The following is a 22,501-nucleotide window of genomic DNA, read 5'->3' on the forward strand; positions in this document are numbered from 1 at the left end:
TATTGACAAGGATAAAAAATATATACAGAAAATTATACACGGCGACGTTTTGGAGGACGGCACCCATTATGTGGAACTGGTGTTACATCTTTAATTGCTGTTACTTCTAAACCAGCAGCTTGTAGTGCACGAATCGCAGCTTCGCGTCCAGCACCAGGACCTTTTACCGTTACTTCCAATGTTTTCATGCCATGTTCCATTGATGCTTTCGCAGCTGTTTCTGCAGCCATTTGTGCAGCAAATGGAGTGGATTTACGTGAGCCTTTAAAACCAAGCGCTCCCGCACTAGACCAAGCAACTCCGTTGCCGTGTGCATCCGTAATAGTAACGATTGTATTGTTAAATGTAGAACGAATGTGTGCAATACCAGTTTCAATATTCTTTTTCACACGACGTTTACGAATGTTTGTTTTACGTGCCATGTTGTATATGAACCTCCTTTACCTATTATTTTTTCTTACCCGCTACTGTTTTACGAGGACCTTTACGAGTGCGAGCGTTGTTTTTTGTGTTTTGACCGCGAACAGGCAAGCCGCGACGATGACGGAGACCGCGATAAGATCCGATTTCCATTAAGCGTTTAATGTTAAGAGACACTTCACGGCGAAGATCCCCTTCTACTTTATGCTTGTCAATAATATCACGGATTTTACCTAGCTCCTCATCAGTCAAATCGCGAACGCGAGTGTCTTCAGAGACTCCTGCTTCAGCTAGTATTTTTTGTGCCGTTGATTTTCCAATTCCATAGATGTAAGTTAATGAAATGACTACACGCTTCTCACGTGGAATGTCTACACCAGCAATACGTGCCATGTATGACGTACACCTCCTTTATTGTTTATCCTTGTTTTTGTTTATGCTTAGGGTTCTCACAAATAACCATAACTTTTCCGTTTCTGCGAATGACTTTGCATTTCTCACAGATTGGCTTTACTGATGGTCTTACTTTCATTTGTTTTAACCTCCTTCATAGTCCGGAGTGTAATTTATCATTATTTAAAACGATACGTAATTCTTCCGCGTGTTAAATCATACGGAGATAGCTCTACCGTTACTTTATCGCCAGGTAAAATCCGAATGAAGTGCATGCGAATTTTACCAGAGACATGCGCAAGCACAGAATGGCCATTCTCTAATTCTACCTTAAACATCGCATTAGGCAAAGTTTCGGTTACAGTGCCTTCTACTTCAATTACATCATCTTTCGCCATCTAACAACCCGTCTCCCTTCTTTGGAACTTCCAAGACCTCTTGAGCAAATTTCCATAACGCCATACGTAATTTATTGTTTGATACGCGCCCGGTATCCTTGATACTATTTCGAACTTCTGGAGAAATATAGTTATATCGCTCCAAGTGTTGTATGTTTTTTTTCTTTGGACGATCAAATTTTCGCTTCTCACCATCAGCAATGAGTACAAAGCGTTCATCAAGGACTTGAATAATAACAGCTAACTGTCCATATTCTCTTCCCTTCCTGACAAGTACGATCTGACCTATATCGGGGCCAGGACTCGAATCAGATTCACTCAACTTGATCACCTGCGTTCAAACTTTTGTTCACTTATCATAACCTGTTTCTGTAATCGCAACTGTATGCTCGACATGAGCACACATTTTTCCGTCATGTGCGACATCTGTCATCCGCAAGTGTTTAACACATAACGGCTTCCTGTATTTACCATCGGTTCTACAGCTATTGCCATACCAGGCTTTAGACGCGGGCCCTTATTACGAGGACCATAATGAGGAATTTGCGGGTCCTCATGTAATTCTTGACCAATCCCATGTCCCACATACTCACGAACGACGGAAAAGTTATGTGCTTCCACATATGTTTGAATTGCATGAGAGATGTTCGAAAGACGATCTCCTGATTTTGCTCTTTCCAAACAATGATTTAAAGACGTTTCTATCACTGCTAGTTCTAGATGAGGGAGTGCCGCTATTCTTCCAGCCTCTCTCATTGCCTCAATAATTAGAGGGGGATTGCAATCTCCGATCATTCTTGCAAATCTCCAAGCAGTTTATCAACATCTACAAAAACTTGGTTGATGTCTTGTTGGCCGTTAATATTTCGCAAGTAGCCTTTTTCCTGGTAGAAATCTAATAAAGGCTGTGTTTGCTTCACATTCACCTGCAAGCGGTTTTGCACTGTTTCCGCATTATCGTCAGGACGTTGATATAGCTCTCCGCCACAACGATCACATACGTCAGGCTGACTTGGAGGATTGAATATAAGGTGGTAAGCAGCACCACAGCTTTTACAAATTCTTCTTCCTGTCAAACGTTCGATTAAGATCTCTTGGTCAACCTGAATATGAATAACGTAATCTAATTGTTTATTCATATCAGTTAATATTTGCTCCAGCGCCTCAGCTTGTGCCACTGTTCTCGGAAAACCATCTAGCAAAAAGCCGCCTTGACAGTCATCCTTCATTAATCGCTCCCGAACAATTCCGATCGTTACTTCATCTGGCACAAGCTCACCCTTATCGATAAAGGATTTTGCTTGTAATCCAAGTGCTGTACCATCATTGATTGCTGCACGGAACATATCTCCAGTTGAAATATGAGGGACTCCATATTTATCGACGATCTTATCTGCTTGTGTGCCTTTCCCGGCTCCTGGGAGGCCCATTAACACTAAATTCATTCGTACCACCCCTAAATGCCTGCTTCGGTTTCAGGAACAAGGATATGTTCCTAAAACCTTACTGCTTATTTAATAAAGCCTTTGTAATGACGCTTCACAAGTTGGGATTCTAATTGCTTCATCGTTTCAAGTGCAACACCTACGACAATCAGAAGGCTTGTGCCCCCGATTTGAGCAGTTTCCGGCAATCCAGCAAATTTAACAAAGAAAGTAGGAACAACCGAAATTGCAGCTAGAAAAATCGCTCCAACAAATGTCAGCCGATATAAGACAGTGGTTAAGTAAGCTTGAGTTTCTTTCCCAGGACGCTTACTTGGAATATATCCACCTTGTTTTTTCAGGTTATCTGCAACCTTTTCTGGATTTACTTGTACGAACGCATAGAAATAGGTAAACGCAATGATCAGTGCAACGTAGATCAACATTCCTATCGTTCCGTCTGTAATGTCAAATATCCTTCGAATCGTCTCAGTCGTTTTATTCGGCCCAAAAAAAGTCGAAATCGTTTGCGGCACCATAATAAAGGCACTTGCAAAGATAACTGGAATAACCCCTGCAGCGTTCACTTTTAATGGTAAATGTGTTGATTGGCCGCCTACCGGAGTGCGATTATCAACTCGTTTTGCATATTGAATCGGGATTTTTCGCAATGCTTGCTGTATAAAAATAACGCCGACAACAATTGCAAGCACAGCAAGTAAAATTAAAGCTAAAACAACAAGACGAAGGAATAGCTGTTCGCCAGCACCTTCAATTTGCTGAGCATAAATAAGGTTTATTCCATTTGGAATACCTGAAACAATACTTGAGAAAATAATGATGGAAATACCATTTCCAACACCTTTTTCTGTAATTTGTTCACCAAGCCACATAAGAAATGCTGTACCGGCCGTTAACACAATTGCGATAACAAGGTAAGTAGCTATGCCAGGGTTTTTAATAAACTGCAGCCCTGTCATCTGGTTAAAGCCATAGGACATGCCGAGTGCTTGCAAGAATGCAAGAACGATGGTGAAATAACGTGTAAATTGAGCAGACTTGCGGCGACCTACTTCTCCTTGTTTAGCCCATTCCGTAAATTTAGGCACAACGTCCATTTGCAATAACTGTACAATGATGGAAGCTGTAATATACGGGTAAATTCCCATCGCAAAGATAGAGAACTTGAATAAAGCGCCGCCTCCTAATGTATTCATAAAACCAAAAACGCCTGCTTGGTCTTGCGCTTTTAAAATTTCTGCATCTACATTGGGGACAGGGATAAAAGCTCCAATCCGAAAGACAACCATCATTAGCAAGGTGAAGAAGATCTTTCTTCTAATATCACCCACACGCATAAAGCTGGAGATTGTCTTAAACATTAAATCACCTCTGTCTTACCGCCAGCAGCTTCAATCGCATTTTTAGCAGCAGAGGAAAATTTATTTGCTTTTACTGTAAGCTTTTTCTCTAAGTCGCCTTTTGATAGAATTTTAATTCCTGATTTTGCATTGCTGACAACGCCAGTTTCAAGTAGAAGCTCTGGTGTCACTTCTGTACCATCTTCAAAGCGGTTTAACGTACCGATATTAACGATTGCGTATTCTTTGCGGTTAATATTCGTAAAGCCGCGTTTAGGCAAGCGTTGGAATAATGGTGTTTGACCGCCCTCAAAGCCTAGACGAACACCGCCGCCTGAACGGGATTTTTGCCCTTTTTGGCCTCTGCCAGAAGTTTTTCCGTTGCCAGAGCTAGTACCACGGCCAACACGATTGCGCTTCTTACGTGATCCTTCAGCATGCTGTAACTCATGAAGTTTCATAGTGGCACCTCCTTATTAGAAGATTTTATTATTGTTCTTTCACATTTACAAGATGAGCAACTTTGTTTACCATTCCGCGAATCGCAGGATTATCATCATGCTCAACCGTTTGGTTGATTTTTCGCAGACCTAGTGCTTTTACCGTATCTAGTTGACTTTGTGTGCGACCAATTAAGCTGCGAGTGAGGGTAATTACTAATTTGTTTGCCATTAAAAATCCCTCCCTTATCCTAGCAATTCTTCTACTGATTTATTGCGTAATTTCGCTACTTCTTCAGCTCGCTTCAATTGTTTAATTCCGTCCATTGTAGCACTTACCATGTTGATCGGTGTGCTTGAACCAAGAGATTTTGAAGTAATATCACCGATTCCAGCAAGCTCAAGTACAGCACGGACAGGACCGCCAGCGATAACACCTGTACCTTCACGAACTGGTTTTAATAAAATTTGCCCTCCGCCGAAACGTCCGATCACTTCGTGTGGAATCGTAGTTCCAACTGTTGGTACTGTAATGAGATTCTTTTTCGCGTCTTCAATTGCTTTACGAATTGCATCTGGTACTTCTTGTGCTTTACCAGTTCCGAAACCAACATGGCCATTTCTGTCGCCAACAACAACAAGCGCTGAGAATCGGAATCGACGGCCGCCTTTTACAACCTTCGCAACACGGTTTACTGTTACAACGCGTTCTTCTAGTTCAAGTTTGTTAGGATCAATTTGATGCATGAATGTTTTCCCTCCTTTTTCCATTAGAATTCTAAGCCGTTTTCACGGGCAGCTTCTGCAAGCGCCTTGACTCGGCCGTGATATAGATAGCCTCCACGATCAAATACAACGGATTTATATCCTTTTTCAACTGCGCGCTTCGCAATCAATTCTCCAACCTTTTGAGCCGCTTCGACGTTCCCGGCGTTTTCTAACTGTACTTCTTTATCAAGAGTTGATGCACTTGCAAGTGTGACGCTTTTTTCATCGTCAATTAATTGCGCATAGATATTTTTATTTGAACGATAAACATTTAGACGAGGACGTGTTTCCGTTCCAGCTAATTTTGTACGTACACGAGCGTGTCGCTTTTTACGCACTTTATTTTTATCCAGCTTCGTAATCACTTCGGTCACTCCTTTCCAGCCTTAAGCAGCATTATTTACCTGTTTTACCTTCTTTTCGACGTACGTATTCACCTTCGTAACGAATACCTTTACCTTTATACGGCTCAGGTGGACGAACGGCACGAATATTTGATGCTAAAGCTCCTACACGCTCTTTATTGATTCCACGAACAATAACTTTTGTGTTGGATGGAACCTCTACTTCCACGCCATCTTCCGGTTCAAATTCAACTGGATGGGAAAAGCCAACGTTTAGAACAAGCTTTTTACCTTGCTTTTGTGCACGGTAACCAACACCAATTAATTCTAGTGATTTTTCAAAGCCTTTCGATACTCCCTCAACCATATTAGCAAGCAACGCACGCGTTGTACCATGGATAGCACGGTGTTCTTTAGCATCAGATGGACGTGTAATAGTAATCACACTGTCTTCGATGTTAATAGCCATATCAGAGTTAAATGTTTCAGAAAGTTCTCCTTTAGGCCCTTTTACTGTCGCTTTGTTTCCTTCTAATGTAACGGTCACACCAGATGGGATTTCAATCGGTTTTTTACCTATACGGGACATGCCTGTACACCTCCATTCAAATCAAAAAAATTACCAAACGTATGCTAATACTTCTCCGCCCACTTGCTTCGCGCGAGCTTGTTTGTCAGATAAGACGCCTTGAGAAGTTGAAACGATCGCGATTCCAAGACCATTTAGTACTTTAGGCACTTCATTGGCCTTTGCATACACGCGTAAACCAGGTTTACTGATACGTTTTAATCCTGTTATTACACGCTCATTGTTCGCTCCGTATTTTAAGAAGATACGGATGATACCTTGTTTACTATCTTCAACGTATTCGACATCATGGACGAAGCCCTCTTGTTTCAGGATTTCCGCAATGTCTCTTTTGATTTTAGAAGCTGGAACTTCTAATCTCTCATGGCGGACCATGTTAGCATTTCGAATACGAGTAAGCAAATCTGCAATTGGATCTGTCATTACCATAATATTAACCTCCTTCCCAAATTCGGGTTTTACCAGCTAGCTTTTTTCACGCCAGGAATTTGACCCTTGTATGCAAGTTCACGGAAACAAATACGGCAAAGCTTAAATTTACGAATAACTGAGTGTGGGCGCCCACAACGTTCACAACGAGTGTAAGCCTGCACTTTGTACTTCGGAGTACGTTTTTGTTTCACAATCATTGATTTTTTGGCCACGTTTTCGCCTCCCTTATTTAGCGATTACTTTTGGAATGGCATTCCGAGTTGTGCTAGTAATTCTCGTGATTCTTCATCCGTTTTTGCAGTAGTAACAATTACAATATCCATACCGCGGACTTTATTGACTTTGTCGTAATCAATTTCAGGGAAGATCAATTGCTCTTTAATTCCTAATGTGTAGTTTCCACGGCCATCGAATGCTTTCTTAGATATCCCGCGAAAATCACGAACACGAGGAAGAGATACTGAAATTAATTTGTCAAGAAACTCATACATCCGCTCTCCACGAAGTGTTACTTTTGCTCCGATTGGCATTCCTTCACGAAGTCGGAAACCTGCGATGGAGTTCTTTGCTCTTGTAACGACTGGTTTTTGACCTGTAATGAGTGTAAGTTCTTCAACCGCATTGTCTAATACTTTTGCATTTTGAACTGCGTCGCCAACACCCATATTGATTACAATTTTTTCTACTTTAGGCACTTCCATGACTGATTTATAGTTAAACTTCTTTACTAAGGCAGGAGTGATTTCTTTATTAAATCTTTCCTTAAGGCGGTTCATGTCGTGTACCTCCCTTCACTAGAGACTATTTATCTAACACTTCACCTGATTTTTTTGCTACACGTACTTTTTTACCGTCTATTACTTTATAGCCTACTCGCGTCGGCTCATTTGTTTTTGGATCTAACAGCATGACATTAGAGCTATGAATTGCTGCTTCTTGGTTGATGATGCCACCTTGCGGATTATCTTGTGAGGGTTTTGCATGTTTTTTGACGATATTAACCCCTTCAACAAGCACACGGTCTTTTTTTGGAAATGATGCCAGTACTACACCTGTTTTCCCTTTATCTTTACCCGTGATTACCTTTACTTTGTCACCTTTTTTTACATACATTGAGAGTCGCACCTCCTTGCTTGCATCAAATCAATCATATCTATCATGATATCTAGGCTTGTGATCCCCACTCCTTATGTATGTGGGATATCAATCAGGCGTCCGATAATTCCATCTGATTCCTCGATCTTCATAAACGTTTCTTAAAGAACTTCTGGAGCTAAAGAGACGATTTTCATAAAATTGTTGTCACGCAGTTCACGAGCAACTGGTCCAAAGATCCGCGTTCCTCTTGGACTTTTATCGTCACGGAGAATAACACATGCATTCTCATCAAACTTAATGTAAGAGCCGTCAGCACGGCGAGCACCTGTTTTACTGCGTACGATAACAGCTTTTACAATGTCGCCTTTTTTAACAACGCCTCCTGGTGTTGCTTGTTTGACTGTACAAACGATGATATCTCCAATGTTTGCTGTTTTACGGCCTGAACCACCGAGTACTTTAATCGTTAATACTTCACGTGCTCCTGAGTTGTCAGCAACTTTTAAACGTGATTCTTGTTGAATCATCGATCTTACCTCCCTCCGGCAAAAAATCATCCGAACTTTTCATTAAATAATAACAGCTTTTTCTATTACTTCCATTAAACGAAAGCGCTTTGTAGCAGATAATGGACGTGTTTCCATAATACGAACTACATCACCAATTTTGGCTTCATTATGCTCATCATGCGCTTTGAATTTTTTTGAGTATTTCACACGTTTTCCGTAAAGTGAATGTTTTTTGTAGGTTTCTACCATGACTGTTACAGTTTTATCCATTTTATCAGATACAACTCGACCAGTATAAACCTTACGCTGGTTGCGTTCACTCATTTTCGCAACCCTCCTCTCTTGTTATCAGTTGTTAACCTCAAGCTCTCTTTCCCGAACCACCGTTTTTAAACGGGCGATTGCTTTACGGACCTCACGAATGCGAGCTGTATTTTCAAGTTGCCCTGTAGCTAATTGAAAGCGTAAGTTAAAAAGCTCTTCTTTTAGGGATTTTTCTTTTTGTGCAATTTCGGCAGTGGTTAGATCACGAATCTCTTTAGCTTTCATTTGGTTCACCACCAATTTCTTCTCGTTTTACGAACTTACATTTAATAGGAAGCTTATGAGCAGCTAGACGCAGCGCTTCACGAGCAACTTCTTCAGGAACACCAGCAATTTCGAACATAATCTTACCTGGTTTTACTACTGCTACCCATCCTTCTGGCGCCCCTTTACCGGAACCCATCCGTACTTCTAATGGTTTAGCGGTATAAGGCTTATGAGGAAAAATCTTAATCCATACTTTACCGCCACGTTTCATATAACGAGTCATCGCAATACGAGCAGCTTCTATTTGACGGTTTGTAATCCAAGCTGATTCTACTGCTTGTAAACCGTATTCGCCAAATGCAACTTCAGTACCGCCTTTTGCACGGCCACGCATTTTGCCGCGGTGTTCACGACGATATTTTGTGCGCTTAGGTAATAACATGATTATTTTCCTCCTTCCTCAGACTTTTTCTTTGTAGGAAGTATTTCTCCACGGTAGATCCATACTTTTACGCCCAGTTTTCCGTAAGTAGTGTCTGCTTCAGCATGTGCATAATCGATATCAGCACGAAGCGTGTGCAATGGTACAGTTCCTTCACTATAGTGTTCTGAACGAGCAATATCTGCTCCGCCTAAACGACCGGATACCATTGTTTTAATTCCTTTTGCTCCCGCACGCATTGTACGTTGAATTGCTTGTTTTTGAGCACGACGGAATGAGACGCGGTTTTCTAATTGGCGAGCGATGTTTTCAGCAACTAGCTTAGCATCTAAATCGGCTTTTTTAATTTCTACAATATTAATGTGCACACGTTTGCCAGTAAGATCATTTAGTGCTTTACGGAGCGCTTCAACCTCCGTTCCACCTTTACCAATAACCATACCTGGTTTTGCTGTGTGAACAGTAATATTGATTCGTTTTGCAGCTCTTTCGATTTCTACACGAGATACGGATGCATCTGCCAAGCGCTTAGCAATGAATTCACGTACTCGAAGGTCTTCATGTAAAAGGTCCGCGTAATCTTTTCCTGCATACCACTTCGATTCCCAATCACGAATGATACCGATGCGCAAACCAATCGGATGTACTTTTTGTCCCACGAACTATCCCTCCTTCTTTTCGGATACCACAATTGTAATGTGGCTTGTGCGTTTATTTATTTTGCTTGCGCGTCCCATCGCACGAGGGCGGAAGCGTTTCAATGTTGGACCTTCATCGACGTATGCTTCAGAAACCAACAGTTCATTTGCATCTAAATCATAGTTATGCTCTGCATTCGCAACAGCAGAGTTTAATACTTTTTCAATAATTGGAGAAGCAGCTTTAGGCGTATGCTTTAAAATCGCAACTGCTTCACCGATTTGCTTTCCTCGAATTAAGTCTACGACCAAACGTGCTTTTCGAGGCGCAATTCGAACTGTTCTTGCAACAGCTTTAGCTTGCATTAGGATGCCCTCCTCTCATTACCGTTTTGTTTTCTTATCGTCGCCAGCGTGTCCGCGATAGGCGCGAGTTGGTGCGAATTCACCTAGCTTATGGCCTACCATATCTTCAGAGATATAAACAGGTACGTGTTTGCGACCGTCGTAAACTGCGATCGTGTGGCCAATAAATGCTGGGAAAATCGTTGAACGGCGTGACCAAGTTTTTACTACTTGTTTCTTGTCCGTTTCATTTAGGTTGTCAATCTTTTTCATTAAATGCTCATCTACAAAAGGTCCCTTTTTTAAGCTACGACCCATGGTTGAACCTCCCTTCGTGATTGCCCTACGGTCCTTCGATGGAACCGTAGCCCAATCCCGTTATTTTTTGCGACGACGTACAATAAATTTATCAGATTTGTTCGTTTTCTTACGTGTCTTATATCCAAGCGTCGGTTTACCCCAAGGGCTAACTGGAGATTTACGGCCAATTGGTGTACGGCCTTCCCCACCACCATGCGGGTGATCATTCGGGTTCATAACAGATCCACGAACAGTAGGACGCTTGCCTAACCAACGAGAACGTCCAGCTTTACCGATGTTGATTAGTTCGTGCTGTTCATTGCCTACTTGGCCAACTGTTGCACGGCAAGTTGCTAGAATCATTCTAACTTCACCAGAAGCTAAGCGTACGAGCACGTATTTTCCTTCTTTACCAAGCACTTGTGCAGAAACTCCAGCAGAGCGTACAAGCTGGCCGCCTTTTCCTGGTTTTAACTCGATATTATGAATAAAAGTACCAACAGGTATATTAGCTAAAGGAAGTGCATTTCCTACTTTAATGTCCGCATCAGGTCCAGAGAAAATGTCCATTCCTACTTTTAAGTTTTTTGGAGCTAAAATATAACGTTTTTCTCCATCATGATAATGGATTAAAGCGATATTTGCAGAGCGGTTCGGATCATACTCGATTGTAGCAACGCGCCCTGGTATACCATCTTTGTTGCGTCTAAAATCAATAACACGGTATTGGCGTTTATGGCCACCGCCGTGATGACGAACTGTTAACTTACCTTGGTTGTTGCGGCCTGCCTTCTTTTTCAATGGTGCTAGTAAAGATTTTTCCGGCTTATTTGTAGTGATTTCTGCGAAATCTGAAACTGTCATGCCGCGACGTCCGTTAGAGGTAGGTTTATACTTTTTGATCGCCATTTTTTTCCCTCCTCTTCTCCATTCAAATTAGTTTATTAAACTTCAAATAATTCGATTTCGTTGCTTCCTTCTTTTAATGTAACAATCGCTTTGCGGCGTTTGTTCGTATAGCCTGCATAACGACCCATACGTTTAAGTTTTCCTTTGTAATTTAAGATGTTTACTTTGTCGACAGAAACATCAAAAATTTCTTCTACTGCTTTTTTCACTTGAGTTTTAGTTGCTTTTACATCTACTTCAAATGTATATTTCTTATCAGCCATTAGGTCTGTAGAACGTTCAGTAATTACTGGGCGCTTAATGATGTCGCGTGCATCCATTAGTCAAGCACCTCCTCTACTTTTTCAACAGCTGCTTTAGTCATGATGAGCTTTTCATGGGCAATGACATCTAGGACATTGACACCAGCTGCTGAAACGACTGTAATTCCAGGAATATTCCTTGCAGAAAGTGCAATATTGTCATCGATTGCCTCAGTTACAATTAAAGCTTTTTTATCTACAGAAAGATTTTTTAAGACGTTTACCATTTCCTTCGTCTTTGGTGCATCTAGTGTTAGAGCATCTAGGACAATGATGTTCTCTTCCAAAACTTTAGTAGATAATGCAGATTTGATTGCTAAGCGGCGCACTTTTTTCGGCAGCTTGTAGCTATAGCTGCGTGGAACAGGGCCAAAAACAGTACCGCCACCACGCCATTGCGGAGATCTGATTGATCCTTGACGTGCTCGGCCTGTGCCTTTTTGTCTCCAAGGCTTGCGTCCTCCGCCGCTAACTTCTGAGCGGTTTTTTACTTTATGGCTTCCTTGGCGCAAAGAAGCTCTTTGCATCACGATTGCTTCAAACAAAATATGATTGTTCGGTTCAATTCCAAAGATAGTATCTTTCAGGTCGATTTCGCCAACCTTAGAACCACTTTGATTATATAAGGATACGTTAGGCATTCCTATTTCCTCCTTTCCTAAGGTGCTTGTTAATTCGCTTTAATCGCACTTTTTATTTGAATCATTGTTTTTTTCGGTCCAGGAATATTTCCTTTCACTAATAGAAGATTGCGCTCACTATCTACCTTCACAACTTCTAGGTTTTGGATCGTGATTCTTTCGCCGCCCATCCGTCCAGGCAATGGCTTTCCTTTAAATACACGTGCTGGATCAACTGGTCCCATAGAACCTGATCCGCGGTGATAACGTGACCCGTGGGACATTGGCCCGCGTGAATATCCGTGGCGTTTGATGGAGCCTTGAAATCCTTTCCCTTTAGATGTTCCGGTTACGTCAACCTTCTCACCTTCAGTGAAAATGTCTACTTTAACTTCTTGGCCAACCTCATACTCTTCTACGTTTACACCGGAAAATTCACGGATGAAGCGCTTAGGAGCGGTATTGGCTTTCTTAACATGACCCATTGCTGGTTTATTCGCAAGCTTTTCACGTTTGTCCTCAAAACCTAATTGGATAGCGTTATAACCATCACTTTCCATTGTTTTCTTTTGCAGAACAACGTTTGGTGCTGCTTCAATCACTGTTACAGGAATAAGCTCACCATTTTCAGTAAACACTTGCGTCATACCGATTTTTCTTCCTAAGATTCCTTTGGTCATGCGTCACACCTCCTATAATATATGGTTTATTTTCATTCATTAAAGTTTGATTTCAATGTCCACACCTGATGGTAGATCAAGTCGCATTAATGAATCTACTGTTTGTGGTGTTGGGCTGATGATATCAATTAAACGCTTATGCGTTCTCATCTCAAATTGTTCGCGAGAATCTTTATACTTGTGTACTGCTCGCAAAATCGTATAAATAGATTTCTCTGTTGGCAACGGAATCGGCCCAGAAACATTTGCACCAGAACGTTTTGCAGTTTCAACAATTTTTTCAGCTGATTGATCAAGAATTCGATGATCATAAGCTTTCAAACGAATACGTATTTTTTGTTTTGCCATTATTTTCCCTCCTTTTTTCGCCTATTTTTTAAAAATAGACATACTCCATGGAAATTTCCCACACACTCGCCATGGCAAAGCGGCCGGGTGTGTCAGCAACCTTCCATTTCATTGCAGTCAAAGTGTATCATCTTTTCATACAAACCAAAGGCTCATGTACAGACTGATAAACACCTTTTCTATTATACAGACATTCATACCCCATTTCAAGTGCTATTTACTTAGATATATAAAAAAAATAGTGGATCTACATTTATAATCTTTTTTAAAACCTTGACAGATGGAATACTTCCCTTTCAATTATAAAAAAACAAGTCCCAGAAAAAAATTTAACCGATGTTTCTGCTTTATATGAAAATTCAATGAAAACTGATGAATACAGTGTTTTAATCTATTGCTATTTGCTTCATTTATTTTTAATTACTAAAAGGTACTTGATAAGTTTTCAGAATGATGCTATTTTTAACATTATCCATTTGAAGTTTATACTTCTCTTATTTTTTAATGAAGCTGAGCCTTCATTATATTTCTTTAAAACAATTACACTACACGTAAATGAAAGTAATCATAAGATGTTTTTATTAGTGTTATGTACGCTTGCACTAGGAAAGAGCGGATTGCATTGAATTGTTAGAACATTCTATACAAAGAAAGGTGTTTCGTATGACAACAATAGAAAAGGCGATTAAAGAGCACTTTTTTCAGCTTTCAAAAGGTCAACAAAAGGTAGCCAAGTTGTTGTTGGATGCACCGCACACATTTGCAATTAAATCAGCAGAAGAAATAGGCAAAGAAGTTGGTGTTAGTGAAACAACAGTAATTCGTTTATGTTACGCATTGAATTTCAAAGGTTTTTCGGCATTGCAGAAAGTGCTGCGCGAAGTATTGCTGCAAAAAAGCAGTCTCGATAACTATCATACGGCAAAACTTGAGCTTGCCAATGAGCCGAACTTCTTTGCCAGTGTCATGGGACGGGATGCGCTCTATATAAAAAAAGCAATCAATCAGATTAACGAACAAGACTTTCAAAAAACAGTCGACATCCTCGTTCAAGCCGAGAAAGTGTATATTTGTGGACTTGGTTCTTCTTTTGCCGCAGCACAATGGTTTGCTTTTTCTTTAAATCTAATTCGGGAAGATGTCCGTTTGTTTCATTCTCATACAGATGATATTTTAACGACTGTTCAACAGCTAAATGACAAAACTGCTTTTGTTGCAATCTCTTTTCATCGTTACTTACGAGAGACAGTGCAGATGGCAGAACTTGCAAAAGACCAGAAGGCTTTTGTTTGTGGAATTACAGATTCATCCGTTGCTCCGATTAGCCGCTATACGGATGCCTTACTAACTGTTTCTCCAACTATTACATCTACACTTGATGCTGTACCAGCTTTGTTTTCTTTGCTAAATGCCTTAATTGCAGGCGTCTCCGTACAGGATAAAGAACGTGTGAAAAAAAGAAAAGAACAATATGAGGCGATTCATTTGCAACATTTATTTATTCAATAACGTGATACTTCTATTAATGAAGTTACTCGCTTAAACGAGCTTCTATCATCTAGACACAACAGCGCTATTTTACTGGATACAAAACTTTAGTAAAAGCAAAGCAGAAGGGAGCAACTAAGAAATGGAGAAACTAATAGAAATTCGTAAAATATCATCCATTGAAGAATTGACAGCTGTACAAACACTTGATCAAACCATTTGGAAAACAGAGGCGATTCCTGTTCATCAAACATTAACAGTAGTCCAAAATGGAGGACTGATGATCGGTGCTTTTGACAACGGACGATTAGTCGGTTTTAGCTATAGCTTTCCAGGTTTAACAAAAGGAAAAGTATATCTATGTTCACATATGCTTGGCATCCATCCTGACTATCGAGGTCAAGGTATCGGGGTCATGTTAAAAAAAGCACAAAAAAATGAAGCAAAAGAAATAGGCTATACATTGATGACATGGACTTACGATCCATTAGAAAGCGTTAATGCGTTTTTAAATTTATCTAAGCTAAAAGGAGTCGCAAATACGTATATTGAAAATTGCTATGGCGAAATGAATGATGGCTTAAATGATGGATTGCCTACTGACCGCTTGAAAGTACAGTGGCATATTCAACAACAGCCAACTATTCGCATTTGCACAGAAGCGAATCAAGAGACATATAAATCGATTGCTAATTGGAAGATAAATCATGACGGCCTTCCTGTCATTAATCGTTCTGATTTAACGACCGTGAAAAAGGAGCACACGATTCTTGTACCAATTCCAAAAGCATTTCAATGCTTAAAGCAAACTGATTTCCAGTTAGCGCTTGATTGGCGTCTTCAAACAAGGGAATTTTTTCAGACAGCCTTTCAAGCAAAATTTACCGCAGTACATGTCTTAAAAACGGAAGATCCTGTTTACTATTATGTATTAACAAAACAAATTGAGCTGCCAGCTCTATAGAAAATTAGAAGATTAACCATTTAAATATGAAAAAAGAAACAGAAAGCAGGAATGAACATGAAAGTAAGTGAAGTAACTTTACGCCATTTAAAAATGCGCATGAATTTTCCATTTACAACAAGCTTTACAACAATGCAAGATCGAGAGTTTATTTTAGTAGAAGCAAAAAATGAAGCTGGCTTGAGCGGCTGGGGAGAATCCGTTGCCTTTACTGCTCCATTATATAATGAAGAAACGATGAAAACAAATTGGCATATGCTCGAAGATTTTATTATTCCAATGATACTAGACAAGCATCTCGATCACCCTGATGAGGTGAATACAATATTAGCCCCTATCCGAAAAAATAACATGGCTAAATCTGCACTTGAAGGTGCTGTCTGGGATCTTTATGCCAAAGAACAGCAAATTCCACTTAGCAAAGCGCTGGGGGGACAGAAAGAAACGATCGAAGTGGGTATTAGCATTGGTATAAAAGAGTCAATCGCAGAACTTTTGGAAGTAATTGATGGCTATGTGAAAGAAGGGTACAAACGCATAAAGGTGAAAATTAAGCCAGGCTGGGACGTTGACGTTATTCGTGCTATACGAGAGCAGTTCCCACAGCTTCCATTAATGGCTGATGCAAACTCTGCGTATCGTTTAGAAGATCTTGAGCGTTTAAAACAGTTAGATCAGTTTGATTTAATGATGATTGAGCAGCCGCTTGCTGCTGATGATATCGTTGACCATGCTCATATTCAAAAGCAGCTGGACACGCCTATCTGTTTAGATGAAAGCATCCATTCTTATGAAGATGCACGAAAAGCAATTAGCCTTGGAAGCTGTCAAATTATTAATATAAAGATAGGACGAGTTGGCGGGATTACTGAAGCAAAGAAAATTCATGATTTGTGTTTTTCAAAAGGAATTCCAGTTTGGTGCGGTGGAATGCTTGAATCAGGAATCGGCAGAGCCCACAATATTGCATTAACAACCCTTACAAACTTTACAATGCCTGGCGATACCGCTGCTTCTAAACGTTATTGGGAGCAAGATGTGATTGAGCCAGTAGTGACAGTAGAGAACGGATTGATTCGTGTTCCTGATAAGCCTGGAATTGGTTATGAACCAAACATCCCTGCAATCGATGCTTTCACTGTTCATCAGCAGACATTTAGGAATTGATAAAATGAGTAGGAACTGGTAGACATTGTATGGTATTACCGTATGTAAGTAATGGAACTCATATCTACTATTATATACAGTACGATAGGCGAGAGGATAGAACTATTCTCTCCCTTTCCTTTATATCTAAATTGTTTAAATATTCACTAATATTAGTTTTGGAGGAACATCATGAGAAAGATTATTCAAATTGCTGGTGCTTACATTGGTGTTATTGTTGGGGCAGGATTTGCTTCTGGACAAGAGATTCTACAATTTTTTACTAGCTTCGGTTTGATTGGAATTGTTGGTTCTATCATTGCAGCTTTTTTATTTGCATTTTTAGGTATGCAAATTGCCTTGCATGGGTCAATTTTAAAAACGACTTCCCATAAAAAAGTAATCTATACGATTTGCGGAAAATACATTGGCATAGCAGTTGATATTTTAATTACCTTTTTCTTATTTGGTGTAGCAGTCGTTATGATTGCTGGGAGTGGATCAATTTTCCAACAACAGTTTGGATTGTCTCCAATCGTCGGAAGCATCATTATGTCCATCCTTACAATCTTGACACTATTATTAAATGTAAAAAAGGTCATCTATATCATTAGTAGTGTGACCCCATTTCTATTAGTATTAATGTTTATCATTACTGCTTATTCGATATTTACAAGCAGCGGTGATTATGTGCAGCTGGAAACAGCCGCGGCAGCGCAAAGCTCTGCTGCTCCTCATTGGTTACTAGGAGCAATTCTATATGTATCCTATAATATTGCAGCAGGCTTTGCCATGTTATCAGTTATAGGCGGAACAGTAAAAGATAAAAAAGCAGCCGGCTGGGGCGGACTTCTTGGCGGATTCGGCCTTGGATTATTAATTCTATTAATTAATATTGGGATGTTCGCAAACTTGGATCGTCTTGAAGGAGCAGATATGCCGACACTTCTGCTTGCAACTGAAATTTCTCCTGTTGTTGGTGTCCTAATGTCTATTGCTCTGCTTGGGATGATATTTAATACAGCGGTGGGAATGCTTTATGCCTTTACTGCCCGGTTTATTCCATCAGAAACAAAAATGTTTAAGGGCGGAGTTATCGTAATTGGCATCCTTGCCTTTGCCGCCAGTTTTGTAGGCTTCACCATATTAGTCGGTACTATTTATCCGATTACTGGATATCTAGGTTTGGTCTTAATCATTGCTATTATTCTTTCGTGGATACGCACTAGGAAACAAAACACTATTGCATATTGATGGCAGGCCTCACCTTTCTGTTAAAAGGGGCGGAGCATCATTAAACTGCGGATAAGCTTCGCCCCTCTACACTTCAAGAAAGCTTTACTGCATAAAAAAATGAGGCGATGGTCGCGATCCATCTGCCTCATTTAATACATTATTTTTGAATTGTTGATACTATTCCAGATCCAACAGTACGTCCGCCTTCACGGATAGAGAATTTTGTTCCTTCTTCGATAGCGATTGGAGAAATTAACTCAACTGTCATTTCAACGTCATCGCCAGGCATAACCATTTCTACTCCTTCAGGAAGGTTACAAATTCCTGTTACGTCCGTAGTACGGAAGTAGAATTGTGGACGGTAGTTAGAGAAGAATGGAGTATGACGTCCTCCCTCATCTTTGGAAAGTACATATACTTGAGCTGTAAATTGAGTGTGCGGTGTAATCGTACCTGGTTTTGCAAGTACTTGACCACGTTGTACGTCTTCACGAGCAACACCACGAAGAAGCGCTCCAATATTGTCTCCAGCTTCAGCAAAATCAAGAAGTTTACGGAACATTTCTACTCCAGTAACAACAACTTTCTTGGATTCTTCTTCAAGACCGATGATTTCTACTTCGTCGCCGACTTTTACTTGTCCGCGCTCAACACGACCTGTTGCAACTGTTCCACGACCAGTGATAGAGAATACATCCTCTACAGGCATCATGAATGGTTTATCAGTGTCGCGCTCTGGAGTTGGAATATATTCGTCAACAGCTGCCATTAATTCAAGAATTTTTTCTTCCCATTCTGCTTCGCCTTCTAGCGCTTTAAGTGCAGAACCTTTAATAACTGGAATATCATCTCCAGGGAAATCATATTCAGAAAGAAGGTCGCGCACTTCCATTTCAACTAATTCCAACAACTCTTCGTCGTCTACCATGTCACATTTGTTTAAGAAAACAACAATGTAAGGTACACCTACGTTACGAGAAAGAAGGATGTGCTCACGAGTTTGCGGCATTGGACCATCAGCAGCAGATACAACAAGGATCGCTCCGTCCATTTGTGCAGCACCTGTAATCATATTTTTAACATAGTCAGCGTGTCCTGGGCAGTCAACGTGTGCATAGTGGCGAGTTGCAGTTTCATACTCAACGTGTGAAGTAGAAATTGTAATACCACGCTCACGCTCTTCAGGAGCATTGTCAATCATATCATAACCACGTGCTTCAGCACCGCCTGCTTTAGCAAGTACAGTTGTAATTGCAGCAGTTAAAGTTGTTTTACCATGGTCAACGTGTCCAATTGTACCAATGTTAGCATGTGTTTTGGAACGATCAAATTTTTCTTTAGCCATTAGGAATATCCTCCTTTAAATTTAAATTTACATATATTATTTAGGCGTTTTAGAAACGAATTTGCTCATTTCTAAAAGCATATGATAGCTTACAATAGTAGTTATACTTTATTAATAGTCAGAAATCAATTATTCGCCGCTATTTTTTTTGATTATTTCTTCAGCGATTGATTTTGGCACTTCTTCATAATGATCAAAGAACATTGTGTATGTTCCGCGTCCTTGAGTATTGGAACGTAAAGTTGTTGCATAACCAAACATTTCTGCAAGTGGTACTAATGCTTTCACAACCTGAGCATTGCCCTTTGCTTCCATTCCTTCTACACGTCCGCGTCTAGAGGTGATATCTCCCATAATGTCACCTAAATATTCTTCAGGCATAACGACTTCTACCTTCATCATCGGCTCTAAAATGACAGGGCTACATTTCTTCGCAGCGTTTTTCACAGCCATAGAAGCAGCGATTTTAAAGGCCATTTCGTTCGAGTCAACATCATGGTAAGAACCATCAAATAGTCTAGCTTTTACGTCGATTAGCGGATAGCCTGCAAGCACACCGTTGTCCAACGCATCAATGATACCTGCTTGAACAGCTGGGACATATTCACGTGGTACAACACCACCAACAATTCCGTTTTCAAACTCGAAGCCTTTTCCTTCCTCATTTGGAGAGAATTCAATCCAAACGTGACCGTATTGTCCTCGACCACCAGATTGACGTACGAATTTACCTTCCACTTCTGCAGAAGCACGGAATGTTTCACGGTAGGAAACTTGTGGAGCACCTACATTCGCTTCCACTTTGAATTCACGTTTTAGACGGTCAACGATAACATCTAAGTGAAGTTCACCCATACCGGAAATAATGGTTTGACCCGTTTCTGGATTTGTTTCAGCACGGAATGTTGGATCTTCTTCTTGAAGCTTAGAAAGTGCTGTACCCATTTTATCTTGGTCCGCTTTTGTTTTCGGTTCAATCGCTACATCAATAACAGGCTCTGGGAATTCCATTGATTCTAAAATAACGAGATTTTTCTCGTCACAAAGTGTATCCCCTGTACCAGTATCCTTCAAACCAACTGCCGCAGCGATGTCTCCAGAGTAAACGGTAGAAATCTCTTCACGGTGATTAGCGTGCATTTGTAGAATACGGCCAATTCTTTCGCGTTTTCCTTTTGTTGAGTTGCGAACATAAGAACCAGATTCTAATGTTCCAGAATAAACTCGGAAGAAAGTAAGGCGGCCAACATAAGGGTCAGTCATTACTTTAAATGCTAATGCCGAGAATGGTGCATCGTCGCTTGAAGGACGCTCAACTTCTTCTTCGGTATCAGGCACAGTACCAGTAATTGCAGCAATATCCGTTGGAGCTGGCAAATAATCGATTACTGCGTCAAGCATGACTTGAACACCTTTGTTTTTAAATGCAGTACCGCAAAGCACTGGGTAAAACTCAACACTAAGAGTTGCTTTACGAATAGCATTTTTCAATTCAGGAATAGTGATTTCTTCACCTTCAAGATATTTCATCATAAGCTCTTCGTCTAACTCAGCAACTGCTTCAACAAGCTTGCCGCGGTATTCTTCTGCTTGCTCTTTCATATCATCTGGAATTTCTCCTACTTCAGGATCAGTTCCAAGATCATCTTTATAGAAGTAAGCTTTCATTTCTACAAGATCAATAAGACCTGTAAAATTATCTTCAGCACCGATTGGCAATTGGATCGGATGTGCATTTGCATCTAGTCGATCATGCAATGTTTTCACTGCATATAAGAAGTCTGCACCAATCTTATCCATTTTGTTAACAAATACAATTCTAGGAACACCGTATGTCGTTGCTTGACGCCATACAGTTTCTGTTTGCGGCTCAACGCCTGATTGGGCATCAAGCACTGTGACAGCACCATCAAGAACACGTAAGGAGCGCTCTACCTCAACTGTGAAGTCTACGTGTCCTGGTGTATCGATGATATTGACTCGGTGGCCTTTCCATTGTGCCGTTGTTGCAGCAGAAGTGATTGTAATCCCACGCTCTTGCTCCTGCTCCATCCAGTCCATTTGGGACGCACCTTCATGCGTTTCACCTAGCTTGTGAATGCGTCCTGTATAGAAAAGGATACGTTCGGTTGTCGTTGTTTTACCAGCATCTATGTGAGCCATGATGCCAATATTACGAGTCTTTTCTAAGGAGAACTCTCTTGGCATTTCGTATTTCTCCTTCCTTCAATAAGTATAATTTGTTGTAGAGGTTATTCAAAAAGTCCGGGAATATAACCGGCAAATTTCTGTGTCACTCGACTGCTCCGATCCTCTCGTATCATACATACGCTCCGGTTCCCGCAGTTTTCGTTCCTTGAAATTTTTGGTTCTATTGTCCTCCTTTTTGAATTTACATTACTACAGATTGTTCAAAAAGTCCGGGAATATAACCGGCAAATTTCTGTGTCACTCGACTGCTCCGATCCTCTCGTATCATACATACGATCCGGTTCTCGCAGTTTTCGTTCCTTGAAATTTTATCCGGTTGTATTGAATAAACAACTTTTAGAATCAGATTACCAACGGTAATGAGCAAATGCTTTGTTTGCTTCTGCCATTTTATGCGTGTCTTCACGCTTTTTAACTGATGCACCACTATTGTTCGCTGCATCAAGAATTTCGTTGGCAAGGCGCTCTTCCATTGTTTTTTCTCCTCGAAGTCTCGCATAGTTTACTAACCAGCGAAGTCCTAGAGTTGAACGGCGTTCAGGACGTACTTCTACAGGTACTTGATAGTTTGAACCCCCAACACGGCGAGCTTTTACTTCAAGTACTGGCATAATATTTTTTAATGCTTGATCAAATGTTTCCATTGGGTCCTTACCTGTACGTTCTCTGATAATATCAAATGCTGAATAAAGAATAGATTGTGCTTTCCCTCTTTTGCCGTCGACCATAATTTTATTGATTAGACGTGTAATCAATTTAGAATTATAAATCGGATCAGGCAGCACATCTCTCTTTGCGACAGGGCCTTTTCGTGGCATGA

Annotated in this window: 35 protein-coding genes and 1 pseudogene; 4 read left to right on the forward strand and 32 right to left on the reverse strand. The window is 40.5% G+C overall.

The window, feature by feature from the left end; genetic code table 11:
- Positions 1-32 precede the first annotated feature (32 nt).
- The 29 genes and pseudogenes from rpsK to rpsJ all read right to left on the reverse strand — a co-directional run bounded on the left by rpsK (position 33) and on the right by rpsJ (position 13,291).
- Positions 33-422 carry a 30S ribosomal protein S11 gene (gene rpsK / locus J2S08_RS15935; protein ID WP_307231223.1) on the reverse strand — a complete coding sequence of 130 codons (390 nt, stop codon included), beginning with the start codon at positions 420-422 and terminating at the stop codon, positions 33-35.
- Between the two features lie 25 nt (positions 423-447).
- The gene (rpsM, locus tag J2S08_RS15940; RefSeq protein ID WP_307231225.1) at positions 448-813 is read right to left on the reverse strand and encodes a 30S ribosomal protein S13; all 366 of its coding nucleotides are present in this window, start codon (positions 811-813) and stop codon (positions 448-450) included.
- A gap of 25 nt (positions 814-838) precedes the next feature.
- Entirely contained in the window at positions 839-952 is a 114-nt protein-coding gene (gene rpmJ, locus J2S08_RS15945; RefSeq protein ID WP_017473641.1) for a 50S ribosomal protein L36, read from the reverse strand.
- Between the two features lie 40 nt (positions 953-992).
- A complete protein-coding gene (infA, locus tag J2S08_RS15950; RefSeq protein ID WP_307231230.1) occupies positions 993-1,211 on the reverse strand; it encodes a translation initiation factor IF-1 in 219 nt (72 codons plus the stop codon).
- Positions 1,198-1,533: a KOW domain-containing RNA-binding protein gene (locus J2S08_RS15955; RefSeq protein ID WP_307231233.1), complete on the reverse strand. Its 336-nt coding sequence runs from the start codon at positions 1,531-1,533 to the stop codon at positions 1,198-1,200. The genes infA and J2S08_RS15955 overlap by 14 nt, the downstream gene beginning before the upstream one ends.
- 27 nt (positions 1,534-1,560) lie before the next feature.
- Positions 1,561-1,925: pseudogene (locus tag J2S08_RS15960) on the reverse strand (M24 family metallopeptidase); the annotation flags it as partial.
- A gap of 77 nt (positions 1,926-2,002) precedes the next feature.
- Positions 2,003-2,656 (reverse strand): adenylate kinase, encoded by a 654-nt coding sequence (locus J2S08_RS15965; protein WP_307231235.1) that lies wholly within the window; start codon positions 2,654-2,656, stop codon positions 2,003-2,005.
- 65 nt (positions 2,657-2,721) lie between these two features.
- Positions 2,722-4,017 (reverse strand): preprotein translocase subunit SecY, encoded by a 1,296-nt coding sequence (secY, locus tag J2S08_RS15970; protein WP_307231236.1) that lies wholly within the window; start codon positions 4,015-4,017, stop codon positions 2,722-2,724.
- Positions 4,017-4,457 (reverse strand): 50S ribosomal protein L15, encoded by a 441-nt coding sequence (gene rplO / locus J2S08_RS15975; protein WP_307231238.1) that lies wholly within the window; start codon positions 4,455-4,457, stop codon positions 4,017-4,019. Before rplO ends, secY begins: the two co-directional genes overlap by 1 nt.
- Positions 4,458-4,485: 28 nt before the next feature.
- Positions 4,486-4,668: a 50S ribosomal protein L30 gene (rpmD, locus tag J2S08_RS15980; protein ID WP_307231240.1), complete on the reverse strand. Its 183-nt coding sequence runs from the start codon at positions 4,666-4,668 to the stop codon at positions 4,486-4,488.
- A gap of 14 nt (positions 4,669-4,682) precedes the next feature.
- Entirely contained in the window at positions 4,683-5,183 is a 501-nt protein-coding gene (rpsE, locus tag J2S08_RS15985) for a 30S ribosomal protein S5 (RefSeq protein WP_307231242.1), read from the reverse strand.
- Positions 5,184-5,206: 23 nt separating this feature from the next.
- Positions 5,207-5,569, reverse strand: coding sequence for a 50S ribosomal protein L18 (gene rplR, locus J2S08_RS15990; RefSeq protein WP_307231244.1), 363 nt, complete (start codon positions 5,567-5,569; stop codon positions 5,207-5,209).
- 31 nt (positions 5,570-5,600) lie between these two features.
- Positions 5,601-6,137 (reverse strand): 50S ribosomal protein L6, encoded by a 537-nt coding sequence (rplF, locus tag J2S08_RS15995; RefSeq protein ID WP_307231245.1) that lies wholly within the window; start codon positions 6,135-6,137, stop codon positions 5,601-5,603.
- Between the two features lie 30 nt (positions 6,138-6,167).
- Complete coding sequence (gene rpsH / locus J2S08_RS16000) at positions 6,168-6,566, reverse strand: 30S ribosomal protein S8 (RefSeq protein ID WP_307231247.1); 399 nt, start codon at positions 6,564-6,566, stop codon at positions 6,168-6,170.
- Between the two features lie 29 nt (positions 6,567-6,595).
- Positions 6,596-6,781 (reverse strand): type Z 30S ribosomal protein S14, encoded by a 186-nt coding sequence (locus tag J2S08_RS16005; protein WP_307231250.1) that lies wholly within the window; start codon positions 6,779-6,781, stop codon positions 6,596-6,598.
- 24 nt (positions 6,782-6,805) lie between these two features.
- Positions 6,806-7,345, reverse strand: coding sequence for a 50S ribosomal protein L5 (rplE, locus tag J2S08_RS16010; protein WP_307231252.1), 540 nt, complete (start codon positions 7,343-7,345; stop codon positions 6,806-6,808).
- Positions 7,346-7,370: 25 nt separating this feature from the next.
- Positions 7,371-7,682 carry a 50S ribosomal protein L24 gene (gene rplX / locus J2S08_RS16015; RefSeq protein WP_307231254.1) on the reverse strand — a complete coding sequence of 104 codons (312 nt, stop codon included), beginning with the start codon at positions 7,680-7,682 and terminating at the stop codon, positions 7,371-7,373.
- A gap of 143 nt (positions 7,683-7,825) precedes the next feature.
- Positions 7,826-8,194, reverse strand: coding sequence for a 50S ribosomal protein L14 (rplN, locus tag J2S08_RS16020; RefSeq protein ID WP_307231256.1), 369 nt, complete (start codon positions 8,192-8,194; stop codon positions 7,826-7,828).
- A 42-nt stretch (positions 8,195-8,236) separates the two neighbouring features.
- Positions 8,237-8,500 carry a 30S ribosomal protein S17 gene (gene rpsQ / locus J2S08_RS16025; protein ID WP_307231257.1) on the reverse strand — a complete coding sequence of 88 codons (264 nt, stop codon included), beginning with the start codon at positions 8,498-8,500 and terminating at the stop codon, positions 8,237-8,239.
- A gap of 24 nt (positions 8,501-8,524) precedes the next feature.
- A complete protein-coding gene (gene rpmC / locus J2S08_RS16030; RefSeq protein WP_307231259.1) occupies positions 8,525-8,725 on the reverse strand; it encodes a 50S ribosomal protein L29 in 201 nt (66 codons plus the stop codon).
- Complete coding sequence (rplP, locus tag J2S08_RS16035; protein ID WP_307231261.1) at positions 8,715-9,149, reverse strand: 50S ribosomal protein L16; 435 nt, start codon at positions 9,147-9,149, stop codon at positions 8,715-8,717. The genes rpmC and rplP overlap by 11 nt, the downstream gene beginning before the upstream one ends.
- A gap of 2 nt (positions 9,150-9,151) precedes the next feature.
- Positions 9,152-9,808: a 30S ribosomal protein S3 gene (gene rpsC, locus J2S08_RS16040; protein ID WP_307231263.1), complete on the reverse strand. Its 657-nt coding sequence runs from the start codon at positions 9,806-9,808 to the stop codon at positions 9,152-9,154.
- Positions 9,809-9,811: 3 nt separating this feature from the next.
- Positions 9,812-10,153, reverse strand: a complete 342-nt coding sequence (gene rplV / locus J2S08_RS16045; RefSeq protein WP_307231264.1) for a 50S ribosomal protein L22 — start codon at positions 10,151-10,153, stop codon at positions 9,812-9,814.
- Between the two features lie 18 nt (positions 10,154-10,171).
- Entirely contained in the window at positions 10,172-10,450 is a 279-nt protein-coding gene (rpsS, locus tag J2S08_RS16050; protein WP_307231266.1) for a 30S ribosomal protein S19, read from the reverse strand.
- A 60-nt stretch (positions 10,451-10,510) separates the two neighbouring features.
- On the reverse strand, positions 10,511-11,341 hold the full coding sequence (rplB, locus tag J2S08_RS16055) for a 50S ribosomal protein L2 (protein WP_307231267.1): 831 nt from the start codon (positions 11,339-11,341) through the stop codon (positions 10,511-10,513).
- Between the two features lie 35 nt (positions 11,342-11,376).
- On the reverse strand, positions 11,377-11,661 hold the full coding sequence (gene rplW / locus J2S08_RS16060; protein WP_307231269.1) for a 50S ribosomal protein L23: 285 nt from the start codon (positions 11,659-11,661) through the stop codon (positions 11,377-11,379).
- Positions 11,661-12,284: a 50S ribosomal protein L4 gene (rplD, locus tag J2S08_RS16065; protein ID WP_307231271.1), complete on the reverse strand. Its 624-nt coding sequence runs from the start codon at positions 12,282-12,284 to the stop codon at positions 11,661-11,663. Before rplD ends, rplW begins: the two co-directional genes overlap by 1 nt.
- Positions 12,285-12,313: 29 nt before the next feature.
- Positions 12,314-12,943, reverse strand: coding sequence for a 50S ribosomal protein L3 (rplC, locus tag J2S08_RS16070; RefSeq protein ID WP_307231273.1), 630 nt, complete (start codon positions 12,941-12,943; stop codon positions 12,314-12,316).
- Between the two features lie 39 nt (positions 12,944-12,982).
- Complete coding sequence (gene rpsJ, locus J2S08_RS16075; protein WP_307231275.1) at positions 12,983-13,291, reverse strand: 30S ribosomal protein S10; 309 nt, start codon at positions 13,289-13,291, stop codon at positions 12,983-12,985.
- A 663-nt stretch (positions 13,292-13,954) separates the two neighbouring features.
- On the opposite strand from rpsJ, the gene J2S08_RS16080 reads away from it, so the two are divergent.
- The 4 genes from J2S08_RS16080 to J2S08_RS16095 all read left to right on the forward strand — a co-directional run bounded on the left by J2S08_RS16080 (position 13,955) and on the right by J2S08_RS16095 (position 18,143).
- Positions 13,955-14,800 carry a MurR/RpiR family transcriptional regulator gene (locus tag J2S08_RS16080; RefSeq protein ID WP_307231277.1) on the forward strand — a complete coding sequence of 282 codons (846 nt, stop codon included), beginning with the start codon at positions 13,955-13,957 and terminating at the stop codon, positions 14,798-14,800.
- Between the two features lie 121 nt (positions 14,801-14,921).
- Positions 14,922-15,743: a GNAT family N-acetyltransferase gene (locus J2S08_RS16085; RefSeq protein ID WP_307231279.1), complete on the forward strand. Its 822-nt coding sequence runs from the start codon at positions 14,922-14,924 to the stop codon at positions 15,741-15,743.
- A 57-nt stretch (positions 15,744-15,800) separates the two neighbouring features.
- Positions 15,801-16,910, forward strand: a complete 1,110-nt coding sequence (gene menC, locus J2S08_RS16090) for an o-succinylbenzoate synthase (RefSeq protein WP_307231281.1) — start codon at positions 15,801-15,803, stop codon at positions 16,908-16,910.
- Between the two features lie 171 nt (positions 16,911-17,081).
- Complete coding sequence (locus J2S08_RS16095) at positions 17,082-18,143, forward strand: YkvI family membrane protein (RefSeq protein ID WP_307231283.1); 1,062 nt, start codon at positions 17,082-17,084, stop codon at positions 18,141-18,143.
- Between the two features lie 139 nt (positions 18,144-18,282).
- On the opposite strand, the gene tuf is transcribed toward J2S08_RS16095, so the two are convergent.
- The 3 genes from tuf to rpsG all read right to left on the reverse strand — a co-directional run bounded on the left by tuf (position 18,283) and on the right by rpsG (position 22,499).
- Positions 18,283-19,470 carry an elongation factor Tu gene (tuf, locus tag J2S08_RS16100; RefSeq protein ID WP_307231285.1) on the reverse strand — a complete coding sequence of 396 codons (1,188 nt, stop codon included), beginning with the start codon at positions 19,468-19,470 and terminating at the stop codon, positions 18,283-18,285.
- 129 nt (positions 19,471-19,599) lie between these two features.
- On the reverse strand, positions 19,600-21,678 hold the full coding sequence (gene fusA / locus J2S08_RS16105; RefSeq protein ID WP_307231287.1) for an elongation factor G: 2,079 nt from the start codon (positions 21,676-21,678) through the stop codon (positions 19,600-19,602).
- A gap of 350 nt (positions 21,679-22,028) precedes the next feature.
- The gene (rpsG, locus tag J2S08_RS16110; RefSeq protein WP_307231289.1) at positions 22,029-22,499 is read right to left on the reverse strand and encodes a 30S ribosomal protein S7; all 471 of its coding nucleotides are present in this window, start codon (positions 22,497-22,499) and stop codon (positions 22,029-22,031) included.
- Positions 22,500-22,501: the final 2 nt, after the last annotated feature.

The organism is Bacillus chungangensis (assembly GCF_030812995.1).
GTDB lineage: Bacteria > Bacillota > Bacilli > Bacillales > Bacillaceae_C > Bacillus_CF > Bacillus_CF chungangensis.

Bases quoted from the DNA above. Each gene is read 5' to 3' on its own strand.
- rpsK (WP_307231223.1), bottom strand. From the start codon at position 422: ATGGCACGTAAAACAAACATTCGTAAACGTCGTGTGAAAAAGAATATT.
- rpsM (WP_307231225.1), bottom strand. From the start codon at position 813: ATGGCACGTATTGCTGGTGTAGACATTCCACGTGAGAAGCGTGTAGTC.
- rpmJ (WP_017473641.1), bottom strand. From the start codon at position 952: ATGAAAGTAAGACCATCAGTAAAGCCAATCTGTGAGAAATGCAAAGTC.
- infA (WP_307231230.1), bottom strand. From the start codon at position 1,211: ATGGCGAAAGATGATGTAATTGAAGTAGAAGGCACTGTAACCGAAACT.
- J2S08_RS15965 (WP_307231235.1), bottom strand. From the start codon at position 2,656: ATGAATTTAGTGTTAATGGGCCTCCCAGGAGCCGGGAAAGGCACACAA.
- secY (WP_307231236.1), bottom strand. From the start codon at position 4,017: ATGTTTAAGACAATCTCCAGCTTTATGCGTGTGGGTGATATTAGAAGA.
- rplO (WP_307231238.1), bottom strand. From the start codon at position 4,457: ATGAAACTTCATGAGTTACAGCATGCTGAAGGATCACGTAAGAAGCGC.
- rpmD (WP_307231240.1), bottom strand. From the start codon at position 4,668: ATGGCAAACAAATTAGTAATTACCCTCACTCGCAGCTTAATTGGTCGC.
- rpsE (WP_307231242.1), bottom strand. From the start codon at position 5,183: ATGCATCAAATTGATCCTAACAAACTTGAACTAGAAGAACGCGTTGTA.
- rplF (WP_307231245.1), bottom strand. From the start codon at position 6,137: ATGTCCCGTATAGGTAAAAAACCGATTGAAATCCCATCTGGTGTGACC.
- rpsH (WP_307231247.1), bottom strand. From the start codon at position 6,566: ATGGTAATGACAGATCCAATTGCAGATTTGCTTACTCGTATTCGAAAT.
- rplE (WP_307231252.1), bottom strand. From the start codon at position 7,345: ATGAACCGCCTTAAGGAAAGATTTAATAAAGAAATCACTCCTGCCTTA.
- rplX (WP_307231254.1), bottom strand. From the start codon at position 7,682: ATGTATGTAAAAAAAGGTGACAAAGTAAAGGTAATCACGGGTAAAGAT.
- rplN (WP_307231256.1), bottom strand. From the start codon at position 8,194: ATGATTCAACAAGAATCACGTTTAAAAGTTGCTGACAACTCAGGAGCA.
- rpsQ (WP_307231257.1), bottom strand. From the start codon at position 8,500: ATGAGTGAACGCAACCAGCGTAAGGTTTATACTGGTCGAGTTGTATCT.
- rpmC (WP_307231259.1), bottom strand. From the start codon at position 8,725: ATGAAAGCTAAAGAGATTCGTGATCTAACCACTGCCGAAATTGCACAA.
- rplP (WP_307231261.1), bottom strand. From the start codon at position 9,149: ATGTTATTACCTAAGCGCACAAAATATCGTCGTGAACACCGCGGCAAA.
- rplV (WP_307231264.1), bottom strand. From the start codon at position 10,153: ATGCAAGCTAAAGCTGTTGCAAGAACAGTTCGAATTGCGCCTCGAAAA.
- rpsS (WP_307231266.1), bottom strand. From the start codon at position 10,450: ATGGGTCGTAGCTTAAAAAAGGGACCTTTTGTAGATGAGCATTTAATG.
- rplB (WP_307231267.1), bottom strand. From the start codon at position 11,341: ATGGCGATCAAAAAGTATAAACCTACCTCTAACGGACGTCGCGGCATG.
- rplW (WP_307231269.1), bottom strand. From the start codon at position 11,661: ATGGATGCACGCGACATCATTAAGCGCCCAGTAATTACTGAACGTTCT.
- rplD (WP_307231271.1), bottom strand. From the start codon at position 12,284: ATGCCTAACGTATCCTTATATAATCAAAGTGGTTCTAAGGTTGGCGAA.
- rplC (WP_307231273.1), bottom strand. From the start codon at position 12,943: ATGACCAAAGGAATCTTAGGAAGAAAAATCGGTATGACGCAAGTGTTT.
- rpsJ (WP_307231275.1), bottom strand. From the start codon at position 13,291: ATGGCAAAACAAAAAATACGTATTCGTTTGAAAGCTTATGATCATCGA.
- J2S08_RS16080 (WP_307231277.1), top strand. From the start codon at position 13,955: ATGACAACAATAGAAAAGGCGATTAAAGAGCACTTTTTTCAGCTTTCA.
- J2S08_RS16085 (WP_307231279.1), top strand. From the start codon at position 14,922: ATGGAGAAACTAATAGAAATTCGTAAAATATCATCCATTGAAGAATTG.
- menC (WP_307231281.1), top strand. From the start codon at position 15,801: ATGAAAGTAAGTGAAGTAACTTTACGCCATTTAAAAATGCGCATGAAT.
- J2S08_RS16095 (WP_307231283.1), top strand. From the start codon at position 17,082: ATGAGAAAGATTATTCAAATTGCTGGTGCTTACATTGGTGTTATTGTT.
- tuf (WP_307231285.1), bottom strand. From the start codon at position 19,470: ATGGCTAAAGAAAAATTTGATCGTTCCAAAACACATGCTAACATTGGT.
- fusA (WP_307231287.1), bottom strand. From the start codon at position 21,678: ATGCCAAGAGAGTTCTCCTTAGAAAAGACTCGTAATATTGGCATCATG.
- rpsG (WP_307231289.1), bottom strand. From the start codon at position 22,499: ATGCCACGAAAAGGCCCTGTCGCAAAGAGAGATGTGCTGCCTGATCCG.